Annotated in this window: 16 protein-coding genes; 9 read left to right on the top strand and 7 right to left on the bottom strand. The window is 63.5% G+C overall.

Going from position 1 to position 22812, the window contains the following annotated elements; translation table 11 throughout:
- Positions 1–64: 64 nt before the first annotated feature.
- Together JMA46_RS15515 and JMA46_RS15510 are read right to left on the bottom strand one after the other, a co-directional pair.
- Positions 65–3283 carry a right-handed parallel beta-helix repeat-containing protein gene (locus JMA46_RS15515; RefSeq protein ID WP_207346251.1) on the bottom strand — a complete coding sequence of 1073 codons (3219 nt, stop codon included), beginning with the start codon at positions 3281–3283 and terminating at the stop codon, positions 65–67.
- Between the two features lie 219 nt (positions 3284–3502).
- On the bottom strand, positions 3503–4534 hold the full coding sequence (locus JMA46_RS15510; protein WP_207346250.1) for a LacI family DNA-binding transcriptional regulator: 1032 nt from the start codon (positions 4532–4534) through the stop codon (positions 3503–3505).
- Positions 4535–4751: 217 nt separating this feature from the next.
- On the opposite strand from JMA46_RS15510, the gene JMA46_RS15505 reads away from it, so the two are divergent.
- The 4 genes from JMA46_RS15505 (at position 4752) to JMA46_RS15490 (ending at position 10537) form a co-directional block, all read left to right on the top strand.
- Positions 4752–6875 (top strand): beta-galactosidase, encoded by a 2124-nt coding sequence (locus JMA46_RS15505; protein ID WP_207346249.1) that lies wholly within the window; start codon positions 4752–4754, stop codon positions 6873–6875.
- 94 nt (positions 6876–6969) lie between these two features.
- Positions 6970–7965 (top strand): malate dehydrogenase, encoded by a 996-nt coding sequence (locus JMA46_RS15500; protein ID WP_207346248.1) that lies wholly within the window; start codon positions 6970–6972, stop codon positions 7963–7965.
- Between the two features lie 19 nt (positions 7966–7984).
- Entirely contained in the window at positions 7985–8767 is a 783-nt protein-coding gene (locus JMA46_RS15495) for a 5-oxoprolinase subunit PxpA (protein ID WP_207346247.1), read from the top strand.
- Complete coding sequence (locus JMA46_RS15490; RefSeq protein ID WP_247647365.1) at positions 8768–10537, top strand: 5-oxoprolinase/urea amidolyase family protein; 1770 nt, start codon at positions 8768–8770, stop codon at positions 10535–10537. It begins immediately after the preceding gene.
- A gap of 18 nt (positions 10538–10555) precedes the next feature.
- Here the strand turns inward: JMA46_RS15490 and JMA46_RS15485 are convergent, their stop codons facing one another.
- Together JMA46_RS15485 and JMA46_RS15480 are read right to left on the bottom strand one after the other, a co-directional pair.
- Positions 10556–10789 (bottom strand): hypothetical protein, encoded by a 234-nt coding sequence (locus JMA46_RS15485; RefSeq protein ID WP_207346246.1) that lies wholly within the window; start codon positions 10787–10789, stop codon positions 10556–10558.
- A gap of 63 nt (positions 10790–10852) precedes the next feature.
- A complete protein-coding gene (locus JMA46_RS15480) occupies positions 10853–11551 on the bottom strand; it encodes an NUDIX hydrolase (protein ID WP_207346245.1) in 699 nt (232 codons plus the stop codon).
- A 64-nt stretch (positions 11552–11615) separates the two neighbouring features.
- On the opposite strand from JMA46_RS15480, the gene JMA46_RS15475 reads away from it, so the two are divergent.
- The 4 genes from JMA46_RS15475 (at position 11616) to JMA46_RS15460 (ending at position 15466) form a co-directional block, all read left to right on the top strand.
- Positions 11616–12290, top strand: a complete 675-nt coding sequence (locus tag JMA46_RS15475; protein WP_207346244.1) for a TetR family transcriptional regulator — start codon at positions 11616–11618, stop codon at positions 12288–12290.
- A 9-nt stretch (positions 12291–12299) separates the two neighbouring features.
- Positions 12300–13292, top strand: a complete 993-nt coding sequence (locus tag JMA46_RS15470; RefSeq protein WP_207346243.1) for an ABC transporter ATP-binding protein — start codon at positions 12300–12302, stop codon at positions 13290–13292.
- Positions 13289–14932 carry an ABC transporter permease gene (locus tag JMA46_RS15465; protein WP_207346242.1) on the top strand — a complete coding sequence of 548 codons (1644 nt, stop codon included), beginning with the start codon at positions 13289–13291 and terminating at the stop codon, positions 14930–14932. Before JMA46_RS15470 ends, JMA46_RS15465 begins: the two co-directional genes overlap by 4 nt.
- 63 nt (positions 14933–14995) lie before the next feature.
- A complete protein-coding gene (locus JMA46_RS15460; protein ID WP_207346241.1) occupies positions 14996–15466 on the top strand; it encodes a hemerythrin domain-containing protein in 471 nt (156 codons plus the stop codon).
- A gap of 26 nt (positions 15467–15492) precedes the next feature.
- On the opposite strand, the gene JMA46_RS15455 is transcribed toward JMA46_RS15460, so the two are convergent.
- The 3 genes from JMA46_RS15455 to JMA46_RS15445 are packed head-to-tail and all read right to left on the bottom strand — an operon-like array spanning position 15493 to position 19994.
- A complete protein-coding gene (locus tag JMA46_RS15455) occupies positions 15493–17436 on the bottom strand; it encodes a DUF2264 domain-containing protein (RefSeq protein WP_207346240.1) in 1944 nt (647 codons plus the stop codon).
- Positions 17437–17487: 51 nt separating this feature from the next.
- Complete coding sequence (locus tag JMA46_RS15450) at positions 17488–19479, bottom strand: penicillin-binding transpeptidase domain-containing protein (protein WP_207346239.1); 1992 nt, start codon at positions 19477–19479, stop codon at positions 17488–17490.
- A gap of 32 nt (positions 19480–19511) precedes the next feature.
- Positions 19512–19994: a MarR family transcriptional regulator gene (locus JMA46_RS15445; RefSeq protein WP_247647364.1), complete on the bottom strand. Its 483-nt coding sequence runs from the start codon at positions 19992–19994 to the stop codon at positions 19512–19514.
- Between the two features lie 89 nt (positions 19995–20083).
- Here JMA46_RS15445 and JMA46_RS15440 point away from each other — a divergent pair, with 89 nt between their 5' ends.
- A complete protein-coding gene (locus tag JMA46_RS15440; protein WP_207346237.1) occupies positions 20084–22321 on the top strand; it encodes an MMPL family transporter in 2238 nt (745 codons plus the stop codon).
- The last annotated feature ends 491 nt before the right edge of the window (positions 22322–22812 follow it).

Here is a 22812-nt window from a genome sequence, read left to right as displayed (position 1 = left end):
AGAACCGTGGTGTCCCTGCTAAGAGGCAGGGACACCACGGTTCTTTGATGTTGCGTTTGCTCCCTTAGTGGGCTTGCTTGCGGCGGCGGCTGAAGGCTGCCACGCCACCGGCCAGAACCAGCAGCCCGCCAGAAATGATCAGCAGCGAAACTGAACCTGCACCCGTGTTCGCCAAGTCGCCTCCGGTGCTGGCGTTGGCGGATGGAGCGCCTGAGGCGGCCGGCGGGGTACCGGCATCGTCCTTGGCAGCATCCGTGTCCGTTGCTTCACCTATCGAGGTTGCGGTCGCCGTCGTGCTCGGTGCCGTACTCGCTGACGGTGCCGCACTCGCTGACGGTGTCGCGGTGGCCGTCGCAGTCGCTGTGGGCGTCGGCGTTGCCGCTGCCTTCACCGTGAGCGTCGCGGCTTCGGTGGTGGCGGAACCCAGAGCGTTCGTGAAAATGGCCCGAACCTGCCAGCCATCCAAGTCCAGGGAGACCTGTGAGAGGTTCAGGGTATTGTCCTGTGCCTCGAGAAGTGCTTTCTGCACGGCGGGGATTTCCTTCCAGGCAGCCCCGTCGGATGAGGCCTGCCATTGCACGCTTGCTGCCGGGTTGGCAGTGGCAGCAGCGGTGAATGCAACGTCCACCCCTTCAACAACTCCTACGTTGGTGGGCTGATCGGTAATGGCGGGGGCGCCCAGGGCTGCGGCGACAGTCAACGTGGCCGACTCGGACACGATTTGGCCAGTCGGTCCGTTGATGAACGCCCGGTATTGTGTGCCGTTCATTTCAGCCGTCACAGCGGGCACGGTCAGTGCCGTGCCTTCGGCGGCTGCAATATCGGTCCACTCGCCGCTAACATTGGCCTGCCACAGCACTGAGGTGCGGGGGGCACCAACGAAGCTGCTGAAGAAGTACGCGTCGTTGCCCTCGGTGACGGTGGCATCCTCCGGGTTCAACGAGGCGGCGGGAGCCTGGGTTGCGGCAGTCATGGTGATGTCGTCACAGAAGCCGGCTCCGGTCCCGCCCGGCTTGTAGCAGTACACCGTCACTGCCTTTGTGTTGCCCGAGTTGAAGGCAATGGTGGTGTGCGTCATCTCCGCAGCCGTCACAGACTGAGACTTTTCGAACTGTCCCGGAATTGCCGGATTCGGATTGCCGGTGAAGTTCTTCAGGCCCAGGCGCACAGCCGTTCCGTCGGCTGAGGAGATCCAACCGCTGAACAGGTAATCGGTGTTGGGCTGCAGAACCACCGGGAACTGCTCGGTGGATCCACTTCCAGTGATCTTCACCGCAAAGGAACCCGAGACGGCCTTGCCCGCATCACGGGAGGTGTTCCAAGCAGTCCACGGAGTGTTGTTCAGTGCGTCGAAGGAACCGTCCACGATCCTGTCGTCGATCTCAACCATACTCACAGCAGAGCAACCACCAGCACCTTCACAAGCAATGGAGACTGTGCTGGCGTCCATGGCGGTGGAGAAGACCACTTCACCGTTGACACCCGCCGGGGTCTTGAAGCCCTTGGGATTCGTCACGGAGAGCTTGGCCCCCGCAGCGACGGTTCCGGCGACTTTGTAGGTGGTGTTGGTGCGCACCGGCACCTCGGCCAGTGAACTGCCGGCAGTGATCGTTTCGCCGTCAACGTTGCAGTTACTGTCATCGACTGCGCTGAACTGGTAGGCGCCAATATCCGGGGCGCAGCTGGAGGGCACAGGGTTTCCGAAGAAGTCCATGGTGCCCACGGGGGCAATGGGCAGCCCCTTGGCTGCGATGCGGGGGTCGGAAATCTTCATTCGGTCCAGCCCCTGACCGGCCGCAAGTGCCAGCTTATCGGCAATGGTCACGGCAGCCGCATCGGCGGGCCATGCACCACCGGGGCCGGAGAAGACGTTGTTGCGCCAGGGAATGTTTACCGAGGCGGGGTGGTTTGTGGACTGGTCCACAACGGAGGCCGAGGCGACGATTAAGTTGTTGGCCATCAGCATGGCGGTTCCGGATCCGGTGGTTTGGTTCAGCAGGTGGCCTGCGTCCTTCGGCAAAATGATCGTGTTGTTGTAGTACTCGGCTTCAGCGGCGCCGGCCACAAAGTTGACACGGCCCTTGTCGTTCTCTGAAACGTTGTAACGGAACGTGGCCTGGCTGGCGAGCCCTCCACAACCACAAAAGAGCATCATGCCGCCCTCGTTGTCGTGGCTGTAGTTGTACTGGAACAGGGTGTCATTGGTTCCGTAGTCGACGTCGAAGGCGTTGCCGTCGTTGTTGCCGGGGAGCCGTTTCGTGTCGAACACTTCGTTGTACTGGAATGTAGTCCCATCAGCATTCCAAGCCCACACGCCTGCGTTGGAGCCGTTCGGCATGTTCGCCGTGTCGGAGACGGTGTTGTATTCCACCAATGCGTTCTTGTTCATCTGCACAACAATGCCGTCGCCGCCGACATTCTTCACGGTGTTCCCGCGAATAACCAGCCCGGTGGAGGGAGTCCAGGGCAGATTTACCCGGTCCTCGCCGCCGCAGCCATTCCAGCCGACCTCTGCACGGCACTTCCAGCGTGTCGACATGTTGATGCCGCTGCGGTTGACATTTTCAACGATGTTGTTGGCGATGACCACGTCGTTGAACCAGGTCGGAACGCGCTCGGCATTGTTGTCCGATGCATAGACCTCAAACTGGATTCCGCCTGAGCCCTTGAGGTCCTTCGTGCCCTCTCCGTAGACGTCGTGGATATTCAGATTTTCAATCCGATAGTGGTTGGCCTGGCCAATGTCCTGGACCTTGACCACCAGCCCGCGGCGCTCGTTCTTGTAGTGCTTGCTGGGATCAACATCGATATTGGTGATTTCAAGGTTTCGGATTTCCCAGTACTGCTGGTTGGAAAGCTGCACCGTTGCGTCGACTCCAGCACCGTTGATCAGCGGCTTCGCTTCTCCTGGCCCGAAGGCATCAATGACAATGGGTGCCTGGGCATCGCCCGAGCCCAGTGGCCGCAGGGTGCCCTCACAGGTACTGCCGCGCTTGAGCAGGAGCCGGTCACCTGCGGCAAAGGTGGTTTCATTCACCGTAGTCAGCGAGTTCCAGGGACTGTCCATGGATCCGTTACCGCTACTCGCAGCGTCACAGTCAAGAAAATACAGGTTTCCCACGGCGGATACGGCCGCGGCGGCGTTCAGTGCCGCAACAGCTCCGACGCCGCTGACGCCGGCCGGATCCGTGGGGTTGGTCTGAGCAGCCACCGGGCCGGCAGCGACCAGCCCACCAGCCAGCAGCGCGGCGCTGAGCATCGTCAGCAATGCAGGTCTCTTCATCAATGTTCCTTATCGAGTTGGACTCTCGCACGCGGCGACACCCTAGAGGCTGTGAACGTGCACACAATCGTGTGAACGGTATCACAAACACTGCCAACTCACAGGGTTTGTTACAGATAACAGTTGTGCGTGGAATACCTGTCGCCGCGATGCCCGTCTCAGCTGAAATGAGGCACCACTCCACCGCCGTGCAACGGAGAATGTCCAAGCCGTGGCGGATCAGGCCGAGTCGCGCCACACAATGCTGGTGGGAACAATTTCATGGGAGTGGCGTAGGTCCTCGCCGTTGAGCTGGCGCAACACCATGGAGGCCATGCGCGCCCCCATTTCCTCTACCGGTTGCTGCACGGTGGACAAGCCGGGAAACGAGCGCTTGGCCCAGAGGCTGTCATCGAAGCCAACCACGCCGACGTCGTCCGGTATGGACTTCCCAGCCTCCCGCAGGGCATCCATGGCACCGATGGCAAGGGCATCGCACGCGGCAAAGACGCCGTCAATGGAAGGATCCCGACACAGCAGTTCCTGCATGGCTGCAAACCCTGACTCATGGCCCCAGTCGGGGGTGGGGAGCACAAGGTCCGCATCAAAGCCCGCACCCAAGGCAGCGGTAAACCCAACAAGCCGCTCCTGGGCTGCGCGCATGGCCTCGGGGCCCTCGATCATCGCAATGCGCTTCCGCCCGGTGCCCAGCAGCCGCGCGGAAATATTCCTGGCCGCCGCCGCATTGTCCACATCCACCCAGGGAACGCTGCTCTGCCCTGCCGGACGGCCGGCCATTGCCGCCGGGATGCCCAGCTCCTGCACAATGTCCAACAGCGGGTCCTCGGCCCGCACCGACACCAAAATCGCCCCGTCGACGTAACCGCCTCGCAGGTGGGTGGCTATGCGGCCCAGGGTTTGCTCTGAGTCAAGAATCAAAATGACTAGCTGGAAGTCCGCATCCGAAAGGACCCTGTTGGCCGCCGTCAGCATGCCCCCAAGATTGGGGTCGTTGTAGAACATGTTGTGTGATTCGTGGACCACAAATGCAATGTTCTTCGTTTGCCGCGTGGCCAGCGACCGCGCCGCCATGTTGGGCACGTAGCCGACTTCTTCCACGGCGTCCTTGATGGCCTGCCGGGCGGTCTCGGAAACGTAGCCGTTGCCGTTGAGGTACCGGGAAATGGTTCCGCGGGAGACCCCCGAGGCGGCGGCGACGTCGAAAATGGTGACCCGCCGGGCACGTCCGGAGCCTTGCTGCTCGTTGCTCATAGGCGAAAGGGTTCCTTTGACTGGGGGTGCTCCCCATATTAGGTCAGGGGCCCTGCCCGCGGTGGGCGGCGCGGCTGCGCTGGAACCCCAAGGTGGACGGCGTCGAACATTGAGCCCGCCTTTTACACGTCCTGCCAACTCTCCTATAGTGGATTCAAACTATGTGAGCGTTCACACAAACGTGTGCGCCCAGATCCGAGCAACGAGGTGCCAACGCATGATCCCCGCAATCGCCTATGGGGGCGACTACAACCCTGAGCAATGGCCCAGCGCGAAAGTTGATGAGGACATTGCCCTCATGCGCGAGGCCGGCGTCAATCTGGTCACCGTTGGCGTGTTCTCGTGGGCCGTACTGCAGCCAAAACCGGGCGTGTTTGACTTCAACTGGCTGGACACCGTCATGGACAAGCTGCACGCTGCCGGCATCACCGTGGATCTGGCCACCGCCACCGCTTCCCCTCCCCCGTGGCTGGGACACCTCCACCCCGACACGCTTCCGGTAACCCGCGACGGCGTCCGGCTCGGCTATGGTTCCCGGCAGCAGTTCAACCCCTCCAGTACAACCTACCTGCGCGAGGCGCTGAAAATGGTCCGCGCCCTGGCCGAACGCTATGCACAGCACCCGGCCCTGAAGATGTGGCACATCAACAATGAATACGGCTGCCACGTCCACGAGAGCTTCGACCCGGAGTCGGCTGCAGCCTTCCGCCAATGGCTCAAGGACCGCTACACCACGGTGGAAGAGGTCAACCGTGTGTGGGGCACGCGGTTCTGGTCCCAGCAGTACTCCGAGTGGGCCGAATTTGTTCCGCCGGCCGCCATGCCCACCTTGGCCAACCCCAACATGATGACGGACTGGAACCGGTTCTGCTCCGATGCACTCTTGGCTTGCTACAAGGCCGAGAAGGCAGTGCTGGAGGAACTTACTCCCGGCATTCCCGCCACCACGAACTTCATGGGTGCTTTTGCCTGGGTGGATGGTTGGAAGTGGGCCGCTGACATCGACATCATCACCAACGACTCGTACCCGGATCCTTCAGATCCCCGGGCCGCCCGCGAATTCGCCTTTGAGTCGGACTTGATGCGGTCACTCGGTGGAGGCAAGCCGTTCATTCAGCTGGAACAAACCACCTCTGCCGTTCAGTGGCGTGCCCGCAACGCCGTCAAACGGCCGGGGCAGTACAAGTTGTGGTCGCTGCAGGCCGTGGCCCGCGGCGCCGACGGCATTTGCCAGTTCCAGTGGCGCCAGTCAGCCTCCGGTGCGGAGACGTTCCACTCCGGCATGTTCCCGCATTCAGGAACCGCAAGCCGCACCTGGACCGAGGTGGTTGAACTCGGTGCGGCATTGAATGACATCAGCGCTGTTGCCGGTTCCCGGGTGGAGGCGCAGGTGGCTATTGTCTGGGACTGGGAAAGTGCCTGGGCCCAGCGCAACGCCATTGGCCCGGTTGAAATCGAGCCTTTGACCATTGCCAAGAGCTGGCACGCAACATTCTTCGAATCGGGCGTTGCCACCGACTTTGTGCACCCGGATCATGACTTGGGCAAGTACAAGCTCATTGTTGTCCCGTCACTGTTCCAGCTCAGTGAGAAATTCGCTGCAGCCCTGACGCAGGCCGTGGAGCAGGGCGCCCATGTGGTGGTTGGGGCCCTGACCGGCGCCCTGAACGCCGACGGCCACGCCCAGTTGGGCGGCTATCTAGGCCCGCTGGCACCGCTGTTGGGCGTCCGCGTGCTGGATTATGCGCCGATCGGGGTCTCCCCGCAGCCCACCGAGATTGAGGCGGCCGGCGCGTTGGACGGACCTAACTTGGATCCCGTCTACGAGCCGATCAGTTCTCTGATCCAGACACCTGCCACCCGCCCGAGCGTGCCCTTGGTCGCCGTCAACGGTTCGGGGATGGGCGGCAACGCAGTGGGCTGGGTTGAGGACGTGGAGCTTCTCGATGGCGGCGGGGCCGTTGTCCAAGCCACTTTCGACAGCCTGGATTTACCCGGTGCACCCGCCGTCACCCGGCGGGACCATGTGCGCGGTGCGGCCTGGTACGTGGGCACGAACCCGGATGCCAGGGGGCGCCGGGATATTATTTCCACTGTGCTGGCCGAAGCGGGAATCACGTCCGTGCTGCCTGTGCAGGTGCCCGGTGTTGAGGCGGTTCAGCGCGGCAGCGTGTTGTTCCTACTCAACCATGCCGATACTCCGGCGACGGTCAACGGGCTTTCGGGCACAGTGCTTTACGACGGCGGCCAGGCCGCCACTGATGCCCATCAGCAGGTAACCTCGCTCAACAATGGGTCCGTGGCCGTTGCGGCACGCAACGCCGTGGTGCTGCAGCTCTAGCGCACAAATTCGCAGGGTGGCTGTCGTTTAGCTCTCTGGCATCATGTGAGGCAGGCCACCCGATGCTGCACGCTTCCCGGGCTAGACTGGCCTCATGAATGCACACCCTCCCGCCCCTGTCACCGTCACCGTCACCGGAGCCGCAGGCCAGATTGGCTATGCCCTTCTTTTCCGCATTGCCTCCGGCGCCATGCTGGGCCTAGACGTGCCCATCAAGTTGAACCTGCTGGAAATTCCGCAGGCCGTACAGGCTGCCGAAGGCACGGTGCTTGAACTGATGGATTGCGCGTTCCCGCTGGTGGCCGGCATGGAAGTCTTTGACGATCCGATCAAGGCGTTCGACGGCGCCAACGTCGCCATGCTGGTGGGCTCGCGCCCGCGCGGGCCAGGCATGGAGCGTGCTGATCTGCTCGCCGCCAACGGCGGCATCTTCTCCGTGCAGGGGAAGGCGCTCAACGCCGGGGCTGCCGATGACATCAAGGTGGTTGTGGTGGGCAACCCCGCCAATACGAATGCCCTGATTGCAGCCTCACACGCGAAGGACATTCCGGCGTCGCGCTTTACCGCCATGACCCGCCTTGACCACGACCGTGCAGTGGCCCAGTTGGCAGCCAAGACCGGAACCGGCGTGGCAGACATCAGGAAGGTGGCCATCTGGGGCAACCATTCGGCCAGCCAGTACCCGGACATCAGCCACGCGACCGTCGCCGGCGCCGCTGCCACGTCCCTGGTGGAGCAGGCTTGGATTGCCGATGAGTACATCCCCCGCGTGGCCAAGCGCGGGGCAGAAGTCATTGCAGTACGCGGAGGCTCTTCTGCCGCCTCGGCCGCCAATGCCGCACTGGAGCACATGCGGTTGTGGGTCCATGGAACCCCGGCAGGTGACTGGACCAGCATGGCCGTCCCCTCCGATGGATCCTATGGTGTCCCGGCCGGGCTTGTCAGCTCCTTCCCTGTCACCACGTCGGGCGGGGAATACAGCATTGTGCAGGATCTGCCGATCAGCGATTTCTCCCGCACCCGCATTGACGCCTCGGTGGCCGAGCTCCAGTCGGAGCGCGACGCCGTTGCAGAACTGGGCCTGCTCTAACTTGCAGCACAGGGCAGCCATGACCGAAGAATCCGCAGCGCTAGCCAGCAACCTGGACCTCAACGCCGACGTGGGTGAGTTGTTGGGGCAGTCTCCTCTGGAGGGCGACGCCGCCATCATGGCCCAGGTCTCCAGCGTCAACATCGCTTGCGGTTTTCACGCGGGCGGACCGTCCACCATGCGCCGCAGCTGCGCAACTGCCGCAGCGGCTGGCGTCGTGATTGGCGCGCACCCCAGTTATCGCGACTTGGCCGGTTTTGGCCGCCGCTTCATCGATGTGGACCCTGATGAACTGACGCAGGAACTGATTTATCAGATCGGTGCGTTGCAGGCCATTGCCCGGGCCGAAGGTGCCACCGTGCGCTACGTCAAGCCCCACGGTGCCCTGTACAACGCCATCGTCCAGCACAGCGCCCAGGCACAGGCTGTGGTTTCAGCCGTGCTTGCCGTTGATCCGGGCTTGGCCGTGCTCGTGGCGCCACACTCGCAGGTACAGCTGCTGGGGCAGGCCGCCGGATTGACGATCGTGACGGAGGCCTTTGCCGACCGCGCCTACAACCCCGACGGCACGCTGGTCTCCCGCAGCGAACCCGGGGCCGTGCTGCACAGCGTTGAGGCCGTGGTGGCACAAAGCCTTGACATCGCCTTGCGCCAGGAGGTGACGGCACGCGACGGCAGCCGGGTCAAGCTCAGCACCCAAAGTCTGTGCCTGCATGGGGATACCCCGGGAGCAGTTCAGCTGGCACGTGCCGTTCGGGCGGCTCTGGCTAGTGCCGGGGTTCAGATTGGCAGCTTCGCTTAAATGATGCCGGTCCGCATGCTCCCCATGGGGCAGGGGGCTGTGCTTCTGCAGTGCAGCTCGCTGGCACAAGTCATGGCCCTGCGAGCCATGCTCCGGGCGGACGCTGCGGGCAACCCCACCTTGTCAGGGATCCGCGACGTCGTCGCTGCCGCCCGAACCGTGCTGGTGCGCTGCGACTCCCCCGCCACACTGGAGCGGCTGAAGCGCCTGCTTGCGGCGGCCACACTGCCGGAACAGGCCGCTGCCACAGGAAGACTACACACACTGGCGACCGTGTACGATGGCGACGACCTCCAGGAAGCAGCCCGGCTCGCAGGCTTGGGACCCGAGGCTCTGCGCACCTGGCATTCAGGGCAGGACTGGGTGGCGGCCTTTGGCGGATTCGCCCCCGGTTTCATGTACCTCACTCCCACGGACCGTGCACTGGCCTTGCCCCGCCGCGATACCCCGCGCACCCAGGTTCCGGCAGGATCGGTGGCCGTCGCCGGGGAGTTTTCTGCCGTCTATCCAGGCCCGACGCCGGGTGGTTGGCAATTGCTGGGCCACAGCACCGCCGTCCTGTGGGATGCAGCAAGAGCCAATCCTGCGCTCATCCAACCCGGCGACATTGTCCGGTTTTCGCCCGTGCGCGAAATCATCGCCCTGTCTTCCGGCACTGACCCTGCACAAGCAGACCCAGTACAAGCTGAGCCAGCACCGGCCCCACCCTCTCAAACCGAGCCACTACAAACCGCTGGTTCCACCCACCTGTCCGGGCAGTTCCACGGTTTGCACGTGGTGGCACCCGGAATGTTCACGATTGTGCAGGACCTGGGCAGGCCCGGGTTCGCACACCTTGGCGTGACGGGTTCCGGCGCGCTGGACAGAGCCGCACTGCGCCGGGCCAACAGAATGGTGGGCAACAGCACCGGCACAGCCGCCACCACCCACGCCACAGCTGGAGCCACCCACGCGGCCGGGGCGGCGGCACTGGAAACCGTCCTCGCCGGGCTCCAGCTGAAGGCTGCAGGCACCCACGTGCTGGCCGTCGCCGGAGGGCCCGTTGCCCTGCGCGTTGAAGATGAGGAAGGAGACCAGCGGCCTGTTCCCCTGGACACTCCCTTTGTGCTCCGCGACGGCGAAACCATCACGTTGCTCTCTGCCGCGGGCGACGGCGGCTTCCGCAGCTACGTTGCCGTGCGGGGCGGCTTCGACCTGCCGCAGGTGCTGGGCAGCCGCGCCACGGATGTCCTGTCCGGGCTTGGGCCGGCCCCGCTGCGCCCCGGCGCCTTCCTGCCCGTGGCTCCATCCCTACGCGGCAGCATCGTTGGTTTTCCTGAACCGGCTCCGCCACCTCCGGAGGATTGCACTGTGCTGCGCTACCTGCCCGGCCCGCGACAGGACTGGTTTACGTCGGAGTCCGTTGACAGTTTTGAGAACCAGGAATGGGGTGTGGACGGGCAGTCGAACAGGGTTGGATTGCGTCTGGCGGGCACCCCACTTGTGCGTGCTGGCTCAGCAGACGGGACGCAGTCAGCCAGCCAGACTGGAACAAGCGCCCGTGCGGAGCCGGCACCGCCTGCGGAACTGCCCAGCGAGGGGATGGTTGAGGGCGCGCTGCAAGTACCGCCGTCGGGCCTTCCGGTGCTTTTTTTGGCCGACCATCCCGTGACGGGCGGCTACCCCGTGCTTGGGGTGGTGCTCGCTGAGGACCTCGGCAAGGCGGCGCAGCTCGCCCCGGGAGCCAGGGTTCGCTTCATCAAGGTGCCGGTCAGCTCAGAGTTGGGCTGAAACGCAGCATCTTCCGGGCTACTCTTTTTTGCGTCCTCGCAGGAAGTAGGCGATCGGGCCGGCGAAGTTGATGAACGACGCCGCCAGCCACGTCGACTTGGACCCGTTGACTTGCGCCGGGGTTCTTTGCGAGAGGTCGCGCAGGGCCGCCACCTGCAGGCCAAGCTGCACGCAGCCGGCCAACACAATGGCATACTTGGCACCCTTACTCAGGTCCTTCCAACGCTTCTTCGGGCATTTTTTGCAGGCCATGGTTTCCTTCTTTCTCAGGCGACGATTTTCGTCTGCGGATTTAACTCAGTTGGTGGGTTTGGCTCAGTTGGTGTGTTCAAAAATCCAGGGCAGCTCGGTGGTGATCAGCCTGTGCCGGGCACCGGGCGCTGCATGTGAGCCCGGGTAGGATGCATCCCCGGCCCACATGACCCCGGCGGGGCGGGTGCCGCCGTCGGGCATGAACCAATGAGAGTTGTAGGTGGGAGGCGTGCCGACGCGAGCCTGCTCAAGTGCCTGCCGCACCGAGCCCGTGGTTTCCAGGTGGCGCAGCGTGACCCACGTGGGTGGAATGAGCGTCATGGTGCCGGCCGCATGCCGGGCCAAGACTTCCGCCGGAGTGAGCCACGCATATTTGTCATGTTCGTCTGGGTTCAGCACCACCTTTTCCGAGGCTGCCTCGGCCAGCATGAACCAGGTGCGGAAGCGGCGTGGGAGTTTCTGCATGGGCGTCCACTGGGCCAGCCACACCAGATCGTCGGGGGAAAGCCGCTGCCCCGTTTCCTCGGCAAGTTCACGCAGGCCTGCGGCGCGCGCGGAAGCGAGCTCATCAAGGATGGCTCCATTTTTGCCGGCCCGGTCTTCCAGGTCCACCTTGCCTCCGGGGAAGACCCAGGCACCGCCAAAGGAGCTGCTTGAGCTGGGCCGTTCAAGCATCAACGTTTCAAGGCCTCCGGCACCGTCCCGCAGCAAAACAACCGTGCAGGCATCTTCCAGCGGCGCAAGCCCCGAGCGATTTTCCATAGTGCCAGTATGGCCCATCAGCAACCCATTGCCAGTGACTATACATGCGAGTAGTCTGCTATTCATGAGGGCAGTCCAGACGGATTTGACGGGCAGGGCAAGGCTGCGGGACGCGGCCATTGAAGGCTTCGCCGCGCAGGGTTTTGACGAGTCGCTGCGCACCATTGCCGCCCGAGCAGGTGTCAGCGCCGGGCTTGTACGCCACCACTTTGGTTCCAAAGAGGCGCTTCGCGCGGAGTGCGACGCAACGGTTCTCGATCGCTACCGAACCCTCAAGGCGGAGAGCATCCAGAGAAGCCCGGCTCAGCTGTTTGCCGCGTTCCCCTCAGCCAAGGGCAGCGGGATCCTGCTTGTGTACATCCTGCGCAGTGTGCGCGAAGGAGGCTCGGCCGGGCGCGAATTCATCGAGGCGCTGGTGGCGGAAGCACTCATGCTCACCCGTGAGGCAGTTGACCGAGGGCTGGTGGTCCCAAGCCGCGACGAGGAAGCCCGCGTCCGGCTCCTCGTCTACCAGGCTGTCGGCGCACTGGTGGTCCGCATGACCATGAATCCCACCACCGCCCTGGACGACTTCCAGGCCGTCACGGAACAGTTTTACACGGACACCATGCTCCCCACGCTGGAACTATTCACCGAGGGGCTACTCACCGACCGGAGCTATCTGGAGCAGTACCTTCAACAAGGTGGCAGCCTTCATCACCCAACCGCGGGCCCCGCAGGGCAATCGCCACCACGATAAGGAAATGTCATGTCCGCAAACGATTTGGCTATCGAGGCCACGGGCCTGCACAAGCGTTTTGGCAGGACTATTGCACTAGCCGGCCTCGACCTGCGGGTGGAGGCCGGCACGGTGGCCGGTTTCCTGGGCCCCAACGGCTCAGGCAAGTCGACCACCATCCGGATCCTGCTCGGTCTTTTGAAGTCCGACGGCGGGACCGCCCGGCTGCTGGGCGGGGATCCCTGGCGTGACGCCGTCGAGCTTCACCGCCGCATTGCCTATGTTCCCGGGGAGGTGAGCTTGTGGCCGAACCTCACCGGCGGTCAGGCCATCGGCATCCTCTCGCGCCTGCGCGGCCACGTGGACACCGCCAGGCGGGACAGCCTCCTGGAGCGGTTTGAACTTGACCCTACAAAGAAGGCCCGGAGCTACTCGAAGGGCAACCGGCAAAAGGTGGCGCTGGTGGCGGGGCTCGCCTCCGACGCGGAACTGCTGATCCTTGACGAGCCGACGTCGGGCCTTGACCCGCTCATGGAGCAGGTCTTCACCGAGTGCATCCGCGAAGTGAAGAAGGAGGGCCGCAGCGTGCTGCTCTCAAGCCACATCTTTGCCGAGGTGGAAAAGTTGTGCGACACCGTCACGATCATCCGCGAGGGCCGGACTGTTGAGGCCGGCCGGCTGGATGAGCTGCGGCACCTGCACAGAACCACGGTGTCCATTGTGCTGGACCGGGATGCTTCCGTGCTTGCCTCCGTGGCTGGCATTAACGATCTGGTGGTCGACGGCCCCAAGGCCGCCTTCACCGTGGGGGAAGCTGAACTGGGCGGGGTGCTGGCGGCCCTGTCGGCGTATGCGCCGCACACGCTGGTGTCCAGTCCGCCGTCGCTGGAGGATTTGTTCCTGCGCCACTACGGCGGACAGGCAGCCGCCTCCGCTTTCTCCGACGCAGCTGCCGCTTCCTACGCGGGTGCACCGGCACCCGCGGCACCCGCGGCAGGCAAGCACAGGGCGAGGACGCGATGAACACCGCCACGCTTGGTTCCCGCGCAGGCTCCCCGTCCCTGCCGTCTTCGGGCACCATGACCGGATTGTCCATCTGTATCCGCTTCATCCTGCGCCGCAACTGGATCAGGCTGCTGGTATGGGCGGCAGTGCTGGCAGTCATGATTCCCCTGGTGTACGACTCCCAGCAGCAGGCATTCCCCACGCAGGCCGCCCGGGACGCCTACGCACAGGTGGCCAACACCCCCGCCGTGGCCGCCATGACGGGCCTGCCATACGCCGCCGGCTCGCTGGGCGGCATCCTCGTCATCAAGATCTGGATGACACTTGCCGTCGCCCTGGCCTTTGCCTCGATCTTTCTTGTCACCCGCAACGGCCGGGCCGACGAGGAGGAAGGACGCACCGAACTGCTGCGTTCCGCGGCGCTGGGCCGGCACGCCTACAGCGTGGCGAACTATGCGGTGGCCGGCGCATTGAGCGTGGTGGTGGGGCTGCTGGTTGCGCTGTTGTGCCTGTCGGTGAAGTTGCCGACATCGGGTTCCCTCATCATGGGAGCTTCGATCGCCGGCACCGGATTGGCCTTTGTTGCCATTGGCGCCCTGTGCGGCCAGCTCAGTTCCACCAGCAGGGGCGCCAATTCCCTGGGCGTTGTGGTGTTGGCCGTGTTCTACTTCATCCGTGCCGGGGCGGACCTGCAAACCAAGGGCACCGACGTCAGCCCCTTGAGCTGGTTCTCCCCCATCGGCTGGGCACAAAACATGCGGGCGTTCGGGCAAAACACGTGGTGGCCGCTGCTGCCACTACTCCTGCTGGCGGTTGTGGGGTGTGCCGCCGCCCTGCGCATCGAAACCAGCCGCGATCTGGGCATGGGGCTTTTGCCGCAACGGCGGGGCCCGGCAACTGCCACGGCGTTCCTGGCTAGGCCCGTGGGTCTTGTGCTGCGGCTGCAGCGCGGCTCCCTGCTGGGCTGGCTTGTCGGCGCGGTGGTTGCCGGCCTCTTCTTTGGCGGTGTGGGCAAGGCGATGAGCGACTTGCTGGACCCGTCAAACCCATTTGCGCGGGCGCTCGTGGGCAATAGCGGTGGCAGCATGCTCCAGAGCGTGCTGGGCATCTTTGCCTTGTTCAACGGTCTGCTGGCCGGCGCCTTCGCCGTACAGTGCTTGGCCGGTGCCCGGGCCGAGGAGGCCGGCGGCAGGCTGGAATCCCAGCTGGCCGGGGCCCTGTCGCGCAGCAGATGGCTTTTCGCCCAGGTCGTGGTTGCCGCCGCCGGTTCCGCTGTGATGCTGCTGTTGGGCGGCTGGCTCATGGGCGTTTCCTCCAACGGGGCGGCCACCGGCGGCACCATGGCGCAGGCGTCATTCGCTTACTGGCCGGCCGTGCTGTTGATGCTGGGCGTGCTGCTGTTCCTGCAGGGCTTCCTGCCGCGGCTCAGTGTCAGCCTGGGCTGGGCAGTGTACGGGATTTCCGTGATGCTGGCCATGTTCGGCAGCTTGTTTTCACTCTCCGAAGCAGCCATCAAGGCCACCCCGTTTGGCGCCGTTCCGCGCATGCCTGCCGAGGACTTCGCCCTGCTGCCCATTGTGGTGCTGTGCCTGATCGCCGCGTTGCTGGGCGGCTTGGGGATGTGGCGTTTCAGTACGCGGGACATTGTGCCGGAATAGCACGTGCCCGGAATGGCGCGTGCCGGAGTAGCCTGAAGAAAAGAGACCAGCCAAGGAGGAACCATGGAATCAATGACGTTGGGACAGGCCCTGGAACTCGAACACCGTGCGATTGATGGCGGCATCGAAGCCTACATCGCCTCCCTTTCCGGTGCGGCAACGGCCAACGCGGAACCGCTGCTCTCGGCGCTGAGCGGCTTGCGGCGGCATATTTATCTGGAAGAGGAGTTCTTGTTTCCGCCGTTGAAGGCGGCCGGGCTCATGGGCCCCATCTTCGTCATGCTGCGCGAGCACGGCCAGCTATGGCGCCAGATGGACACTGTCGAGGAACAGCTGGCCGACGGCGCCGACGCTGCTGCCATGCGCAACGACTGCACCAACTTGCTTTCCCTCTTGGATGACCACAATTCCAAGGAGGAGCCCATCATCTACACCCAGGCGGATGAGATCCTTGGCACGTCGGCCAGCAGTGAACTTCTGGCCTTCCTCGAGACAGGCACGACGCCGGAGGGCTGGGTCTGCTCGGCAGCCTGACGCAGGCCGAGATCCAGCCGGGCACGCTATGGTTCTAGCCGGAATCCGGCGGCCAGCGGCTTTCCGTCCGGAGCCATGATGGTCAGCGTCATAGTGCCTCTGTGCCGTTCCACTGACCCGTCCTCCTTGGCATCGTCGACCAGGACAGGCCTGAGCATGGCGGCGTCGAAGCCGTCCAGTAGCGCGGATACCGCATGGTCTCCCGTCAGGACGGCCAGGGATGCATGGACGCTGCGCGTTCCGGAGCATTCACCTGTGAGCCACGGAATGAGGGTTTGCGCCGCCATCGGGTTGGTGTCCGTGGCATGTTCCACCCCCGACTCCCAAGGCCCTCGGCTCCCCTGCCCGAGACCTCCCTGCCCGGGATGGCCCCAGCCCAGCACCGGGATGAGATGCGAGGACACTGCGCCATGGGCTGGCGCCGCGTATCCGCCTTCTCGTACGGTTGCGGATTGGGGTGTGTCCGATTCCACCACGTGCACACGCAGTTCCCACGGGCCGCGAACGGCAGTGGCGGAGGTGATGCGCCACGGCGAGTCCGTCTCCACAGCCTCGTCCCCCCAGACTGGACGGTGGGCACTGGCGAGAGTATCCGGCGTCGTACTTTCACGGCGGTGGATGACGGTGCGGCGCGACGGTGCCTGCACGGCATCCAGGACTGCCATGTGATTGTCCAGCGGTGCGCAGTATTCCGGGGCCGTATGGGTGGAGTAGGCAAGGCGCGAGTAGTGGGGGTCATCGCTGGGAACGATGCCCGGATAGTTGTCGCTGCCGTGGTTGGCCAAGCGCACCACGCCGTCCGCGGCGGTGCTGGAAAGCAGGAAGCCGGGGGCATGGAGCACGCGGACGGAGTCGGCTTCGGCGACGGGGCCAGCCTGTTCCGGTGCGGCCCACACGGGGTGGTCCGCTGGCAGCAGCAGGCCAAGGAATCCCTTCGAGGTCCAGTACGGTGAGGCCGGGCCGGAGTAGATCTGGGTCATGGGGCGGAACGTACCAAACCAACCGCAGCCCAGCACGTTGTTCGCGCCAAAGGCCCCACCGTCGTTGAAATAGCGCAGGGCTGCGCTGCCCAGTGCACGCGTAGCACCCGGCGCCAGCGGGGTGACGCCCATGAGCGCCCCGAGCCAGAGCGGGGCGGTGGCACCGAATCGGTAGATCAGTGAGCGGCCTTGGAACAGCGGGGCTCCGTTGCCGCCGAAGAAGTAGGGGAAGTCCTGGAGATAGCGGGCCAGGCGTTCCTTGTAGAGGGCGGCCTTCTGGGCGGCAAGTTCGGGGACGCGCGGTGCTGCCATGAGCGTCCAAAGGCAGGGGTAGAGGTGCAGGGCCCAGCCCGCGTAGTAGTCAAAGCGCTGCCCGTCGCCGTCGCTGTACCAGCCGTCCGCGACGTACCAGTCCTCAATGCGCGCTAGTCCGTTGTTAATGTCTGCCTCGTGGAAGGGCCGTCCGGTGGAGGCAATGAACTCCTGGACCATGACCTTGAACATGACCCAGTTATTGTCCGGGACAGCCATGCCAGCTGAGTGGCCCAGCCACAAGATGATCTGATCTTGTTCCTGGGTGGACAGGGTGTCCCAGAGCCAGGTGCGGGTCAGGTGCAGGCCAAGGACCAGCGAAGCCGCTTCCACCATGGCCTGGCGTGTGACGTCGATGCGGGGCCAAGGGTTTTCGGCGGCGGGATCGGTGCCGGCCAGCAGACCGCTGCGGTAAAAATCTAGGTGGCCGTGCGGGTCCGCCCCGGATTCCCCGGCAACAAGAAATGCGGCGAGAATGAACGTGCGGGTGAATCCTTCCAGCCCGTCGGAGACAGTGCCGGACATGCTGGCGATGCCGGGGAGGTTGAAAAACGCGTGATCTGCCGAAGCGAACGGCCGCACCGCGTTCAACTGCGCGTCGGCAGCGGCCAGCCAGTGCCCGCGCGTGTATCCGGTCAGCGGGCTCAAGTCCCGATTGGGGGTTGGCATCTCAATCATGACGGTTCGCTTGCACACTTATCTCCAACATGGTTTGCGGCTGCTTGCTTGTTACTTGCCCGCGGCAGCAGCCAGAATGGTTTTGGCCAAGGGTCCACCCGTGACAGCGCCCAGGTCACCGTCCTCAACAAAGACGGCAACGGCAATGTCGCCCTGGGCAGCGATGACCCACGAGTGCGTGCGCGGCGGCACATCATTGCCATATTCGGCAGTGCCTGTTTTACCGATCGCGTCCGGTCCAGGCAACTCCCCCAGGATGTTCAGATAGCCCTCGGTGACAACTGCGCGCATCAGCGTGCGCAGATCTGCTGCTTCCTTGGCAGTCAGCGCCGCGCCCTCGGCAGCCTTGGCCTTACCGTCGTGCCCATCCACAAGGCTGGGGACCACAGCAGTACCCTTCACCACAGTAGACATCATGGTGGCCATGGCCAGCGGGGAGACCTGCACCTTGCCCTGGCCAATCATGGAGGCGGCATGCTCGGTGCCAGCCGAGTCGCGCGGCACTGAACCGGTAAAGGCGGCCAGACCCAGATCATTCTCCATTCCAATGCCCAGTGCACCCGCTGCATTGGCCAGCTTTTCTTGGGAGAGGTTTTCGAATTGGGAGACAAAGGCCGTGTTGCAGGAATGCGCGACGGCGGTTGTCAGGGATATTTCCCCGGTCGCCTCGGGAGCGTAGCCGGGTGCGTTGAAGAATTTTTTGCCGTCTGCCGTGAATTCAGGGGTGCAGTTCACAATGGAGCTTGGGGTCATGCCTTGGCGCAGCAGTCCCAGTGAGGTGGCAATCTTAAACGTTGATCCTGGCGCGTATTGACCTAGGAAGGCGGTGTTGTAGCCTGCACTGTCCGGGCCGTTGGCAGACGCCAAAATGGCTCCGGTGGACGGGCGCATCACCACGATGGAGCTGGGTGTCTTGACCCCGGCCAGTGCATCTTCGGCAGCACTTTGCAGCCCCGTGAGCAGAGTGGTCTTGACATCTTTACCGTCGACGGGGTCCACGGAGTAGAGGGTCCTAGCTGGCGGGCTGGCCGCATCAGCCGGGATTCCGGCGTCGTTCGTGGCAGTGGAAGCTGTAGGGGTGGAAGTCGCTGGCGTTGCTGTAGTAGCCCCAACTGCGCTGATGGTGACGCCCGGGGTGCCAGCCAGTTGGGCGTCGAAGGAGGCCTGCAACCCGCCTGAACCCACCACCTGCCCGGCAACAACCTTCCCCTTGGACTTTTCAATGTCCTCGGCAGTGGCCTCGTGGACCGATCCCAGAAGGGCTTGGGCGAAGGTGCGTGACGGGGCCAACGGCTCAGTGGCGGACGTGACGAGAACGCCCTTGACGGCGTCCAGCTTGGCCGGGTCCAAAGCAGCGAAAGCCTCCGCCCGCAAGGTGATTGCGTCGACAAATGCGACAGGGCCGTAGGCCTTGACCTCGGCCGCATAAGCCGCTGGATCGATGTTGACCAGGGCTGCGAGCGCCTTGGCACTGGTCTCGGCATCGGTAAGGCCGTCCTTGTTGATGCCCACGATCTTCACGGGGCGCTCTTTGACGATCGCTTCACCATCGGCTGCGAGGATGCCGGCGCGGACGCCGTGGGTGGTGGTGAGCTTGAAACGGTCTCCTGCGGCCAGTTTTGGTTCGACCATTTCCGGTGTCCAAACGATGGTCCAGTCGTTGCCGTTGCGTTTCATGTCGGCACTGGTGGTGTACGTCCAGGGCGTCGCTACGTTCGGGATGGCCCAGGAGTAGTCCAGCGAGACACGGGCGGTGTCATCCGTGATAGCAACACCGGCGACGCGGACCGTGGGCCACACCGGGGCAAGGCTCTCTGATAGCACGGTGAGTTCTTTTTGCACGTCCGCAGCAGGCTTGTCAAAGCTCAACTCCCCCACTGTGTGGGAGCCAAGCGCCTTGGCGAGGGCGTCTGCGGTGGAGGTCCCGTTGTCCTGCGGGGAACAGGCCGTGCCAGCGAGGACGAGGCCGAAGGTGAGAAGCAAGGTTGCGGCGCGACGAATCATTGACTCCCTGACGTTGGTGTGTGCTTTCACACTACCCACAACTGGAGCTTTGCCCGTGCCGCTCTACTCGTCTACTCGGGGGCCTGCTCAGGCGGTTGGAGGTTTTCCATGGCTTCTGTGGTCGCCTCCGTCATGTCATGGAGGAATCGTTGCACCAGAGCCAGTTCTTCTGGAGTGTAGTTGTTCAGCGTTCCTGCCAGCTGTGCGGCCAGCGGCATGAACAAGGCACGGCCCACATCTTTGGCATGATCGGTCATGGCGAGCTGGATCTGCCTGCGATCCGTCTGGTTGCGCAGCCTGTTGACGTGCCCGGACCGCTCGAGGCGGTCAACCAGTGCAGTGGTTGCAGGTGAGCTGAGATTCAGGGCCTCACCGAGCTTTCCCGGCGTCATCGCTTTGGCGTCACGTCCGGGACGAATCAAGAAGCCCAGAGCGTTGAGGTCGGTGCGGTGCAGCCCGTGCAGGGAGGCTGCCCGATCCACGTAACGATCTGATTCCAAGGTGAACTCACGCATCGCTGCGAAGAGTTGCGCATGCGGCTGTTGAGGCTTCATGGGATCAATCATCCTCTCTCTCTACAGGCTCTACGATTATATTATATCTTCACTATAGAATCTCTCCATTATGGAAGTATCATGTCACTATGAAAACTGTTGACTGGTCCCCCAAGCGTTGGCTGAGAATTGCCCTGCCCGCCATTTTGATTCTCATCTGGTTTGCGGCTGCCGGCATTGGCGGGCCTACGTTCGGGAAAATCTCCGACGTGTCGACCAACGACCAAGCAAGCTTCCTTCCCGCCAACGCCGAGTCCACCGTGGTGCTCGACTGGCAGACGCGGTTTGTGGACACCAAAGCCATTCCCGCCGTTGTGCTGCTGACGAGCGAACAGCCCCTGACCCAGACCCAGCTGGGGGAAATCGCTGCGCTGTCACAGAAAATGGGGGCGATCACAGGGGTGCAGAAGCCCGAGCCCCCTGCCACCACCAGCATTGCCGGCCCCATCCCCTCCGCCGATAAATTGGCGGTGGAGTTTCTGGTGCCGATTACAGGGACTGAGGAAATCAACACGGTGGTGGGCGACCTGCGCCAAGTCCTCAAGGACTCGGCTCCCGCAGGCCTGACCGTCTACGTCACGGGACCTGCCGGCCTCACCGCCGACCTTGTCAGTGCCTTCGCAGGCATTGACGGCGTGCTGCTCCTCGTTGCGCTGCTGGCCGTGTTCGTTATTTTGCTGGTGGTGTACCGCTCAGTAGTGCTGCCCATCCTGGTTCTTTTCACGTCTGTGGTGGCACTGAGCGCGTCCATTTTGGTGATCTACTACCTCGCCAGTTGGGACTGGATCAAGCTCAGTGGTCAAAGCCAGGGCATTCTTTCGATTTTGGTCATTGGCGCCGCTACCGACTACTCCCTCCTGTTGGTTGCCCGCTTCCGCGAGGCACTGCACCAGGTCCAGTCCAAGTGGGCTGCCCTGGGCCGAGCCCTGCGCGGTGCCTGGGAACCAATCCTCGCCTCGGGATCAACTGTCATCCTGGCCATGCTGTGCCTGCTGTTTTCAGACCTCAACTCCAACCGCTCCCTAGGCCCCATCGCCGCGATCGGCATCCTCTTCTCCCTGCTGGCTGCTCTGACATTCCTGCCAGCGCTGCTAGTGGTCTTTGGCCGTGTCGCCTTCTGGCCCTTCCGCCCCAAAGTTGAGCATGCACACGCCCACAAACATGTGGCCCTGTCCAAGTCCCCGCTGACCGAGGCGACCATGCACGACGTCGAGCTGGGCCTTGCTGGCATTGGCGGCCTCTGGCGGCGGGTGGGTTTGCTGATTGCCCGCAAACCCCGCGTTACGTGGGTGGTGACACTTGTGCTGCTCCTTGCGGCAAGCACCGGAGTCCTGCAACTGCAGGCCAATGGCGTCTCCCAAACTGAGGTGATTCTGGGACAAAGCAATGCCGTGGACGGGCAGAAGGCCCTTGCCAAGCATTTCGACGGCGGCAGCGGATCTCCCGTAGTGATCATTGTTGACGAAAACAAGCAGGCACAGGTGCTGGCGGCCGTCACCGGCACAGCAGGAATAGCCGACGCGAGCTTCTACACCGGTAACGGCAGGCCCGACGCCGCGGCACAGCCCGTCGTGAAGGATGGCCGGGTGCTGCTCAATGCCACGTTGCAGGACCAGGCGGATTCCGACGCCGCAGAGCAGGTCGTGGTGGATCTACGTGATCATTTGCCCGCCGTGGATTCGGGTGTGTTGGTGGGCGGTGTTTCGGCCATTGCGCTGGACACCAATGTCACGGCACAACGGGACTTGGTAAAGATTGTGCCGCTGGTGCTTGTGGTCATCACCATCGTATTGATGCTGCTGCTGCGCTCCATCGTGGCACCGCTGTTGTTGATTGGCTCAGTGGTGCTCTCCTACGCCGCAACCATGGGCATCTCGGCACTGGTGTTCAACCACGTGTTCGGCTTCCCCGGCGCCGACGCCACGGTCCCCTTGTTTGGCTTCGTGTTCCTCGTGGCCCTCGGGGTGGACTACAACATCTTCCTGATGACACGGGTGAGGGAGGAATCCCTGCTCATGGGAACCCATGCCGGGGTGCTGCGGGCCCTCGGAAAGACTGGCGGTGTCATCACCTCCGCCGGCGTGGTGCTGGCTGCAACCTTCGCCGCACTAGGAGTCATCCCACTGCTGTTCTTGGCCCAGCTGGCCTTCATTGTGGCGTTCGGTGTGCTGCTGGACACCGTGATTGTGCGCTCACTGCTGGTCCCGGCCGTGACCTACGACGTCGGCAACCACGTTTGGTGGCCCTCCAAGCTCAGCAAGCGCGGACCCACAGGTACACAAGGTAACGCGGATGCACCCGAGCGCGTCGGCGTTCCCATTCCCTAGCCTGCACCCACTGCCCACTGTCCGCCCGAGGGGAAATATTGTCCTAGCGTATGCTGGGGCACCTAGTCGATTCGTGCTAGTCCGAAGGAGTTGGCAGCTGTGAAGGAACTTCGAAACCTACCCCGGTGGGCGATGAGCCTGTCTTTGTGCGTTGCTGCAGCGGCAGCCACATTTGCAGTGTTGGGGGTAGTCCACCTATTCACGGGGTCAGGGGCGGATCAAGTACTGTTCGACGTTGTGATTGCCGCGGCGCTGGTACTCGGTGCATGGTCCGTGGCCGTCAAAGGAAACCCCGCTCTTTCACGGCGAAGTGACAAAGCGCCCAACCGGCAGAGTCCCACCCGCTGGTAGTTTCGTGCGCTGTCTAAGAACGTGTTGGGAAAGCCTGTGGTGTTTTCCGGGTGACTATCCCAGGCTGCAGGTCCAGCATTGAATCATGAAGGATGTTTCGGCTCCGCGTCCCTATCCCTCGGACCTGACGGATGAGGAGT

Origin of the sequence: Arthrobacter sp. E3 (assembly GCF_017353415.1) — a bacterium.
In the GTDB taxonomy this organism is placed as follows: Bacteria; Actinomycetota; Actinomycetes; order Actinomycetales; family Micrococcaceae; genus Specibacter.
The sequence above is the reverse complement of the archived record's forward strand: the minus strand, read 5'-3'. Positions and strand labels throughout refer to the sequence as shown.

Excerpts from the sequence above, each read along its gene's own strand:
- JMA46_RS15515 (WP_207346251.1), bottom strand. The coding sequence starts at position 3,283 with ATGAAGAGACCTGCATTGCTGACGATGCTCAGCGCCGCGCTGCTGGCT.
- JMA46_RS15510 (WP_207346250.1), bottom strand. The coding sequence starts at position 4,534 with ATGAGCAACGAGCAGCAAGGCTCCGGACGTGCCCGGCGGGTCACCATT.
- JMA46_RS15505 (WP_207346249.1), top strand. The coding sequence starts at position 4,752 with ATGATCCCCGCAATCGCCTATGGGGGCGACTACAACCCTGAGCAATGG.
- JMA46_RS15500 (WP_207346248.1), top strand. The coding sequence starts at position 6,970 with ATGAATGCACACCCTCCCGCCCCTGTCACCGTCACCGTCACCGGAGCC.
- JMA46_RS15495 (WP_207346247.1), top strand. The coding sequence starts at position 7,985 with ATGACCGAAGAATCCGCAGCGCTAGCCAGCAACCTGGACCTCAACGCC.
- JMA46_RS15490 (WP_247647365.1), top strand. The coding sequence starts at position 8,768 with ATGATGCCGGTCCGCATGCTCCCCATGGGGCAGGGGGCTGTGCTTCTG.
- JMA46_RS15485 (WP_207346246.1), bottom strand. The coding sequence starts at position 10,789 with ATGGCCTGCAAAAAATGCCCGAAGAAGCGTTGGAAGGACCTGAGTAAG.
- JMA46_RS15480 (WP_207346245.1), bottom strand. The coding sequence starts at position 11,551 with ATGGAAAATCGCTCGGGGCTTGCGCCGCTGGAAGATGCCTGCACGGTT.
- JMA46_RS15475 (WP_207346244.1), top strand. The coding sequence starts at position 11,616 with ATGAGGGCAGTCCAGACGGATTTGACGGGCAGGGCAAGGCTGCGGGAC.
- JMA46_RS15470 (WP_207346243.1), top strand. The coding sequence starts at position 12,300 with ATGTCCGCAAACGATTTGGCTATCGAGGCCACGGGCCTGCACAAGCGT.
- JMA46_RS15465 (WP_207346242.1), top strand. The coding sequence starts at position 13,289 with ATGAACACCGCCACGCTTGGTTCCCGCGCAGGCTCCCCGTCCCTGCCG.
- JMA46_RS15460 (WP_207346241.1), top strand. The coding sequence starts at position 14,996 with ATGGAATCAATGACGTTGGGACAGGCCCTGGAACTCGAACACCGTGCG.
- JMA46_RS15455 (WP_207346240.1), bottom strand. The coding sequence starts at position 17,436 with ATGATTGAGATGCCAACCCCCAATCGGGACTTGAGCCCGCTGACCGGA.
- JMA46_RS15445 (WP_247647364.1), bottom strand. The coding sequence starts at position 19,994 with ATGAAGCCTCAACAGCCGCATGCGCAACTCTTCGCAGCGATGCGTGAG.
- JMA46_RS15440 (WP_207346237.1), top strand. The coding sequence starts at position 20,084 with ATGAAAACTGTTGACTGGTCCCCCAAGCGTTGGCTGAGAATTGCCCTG.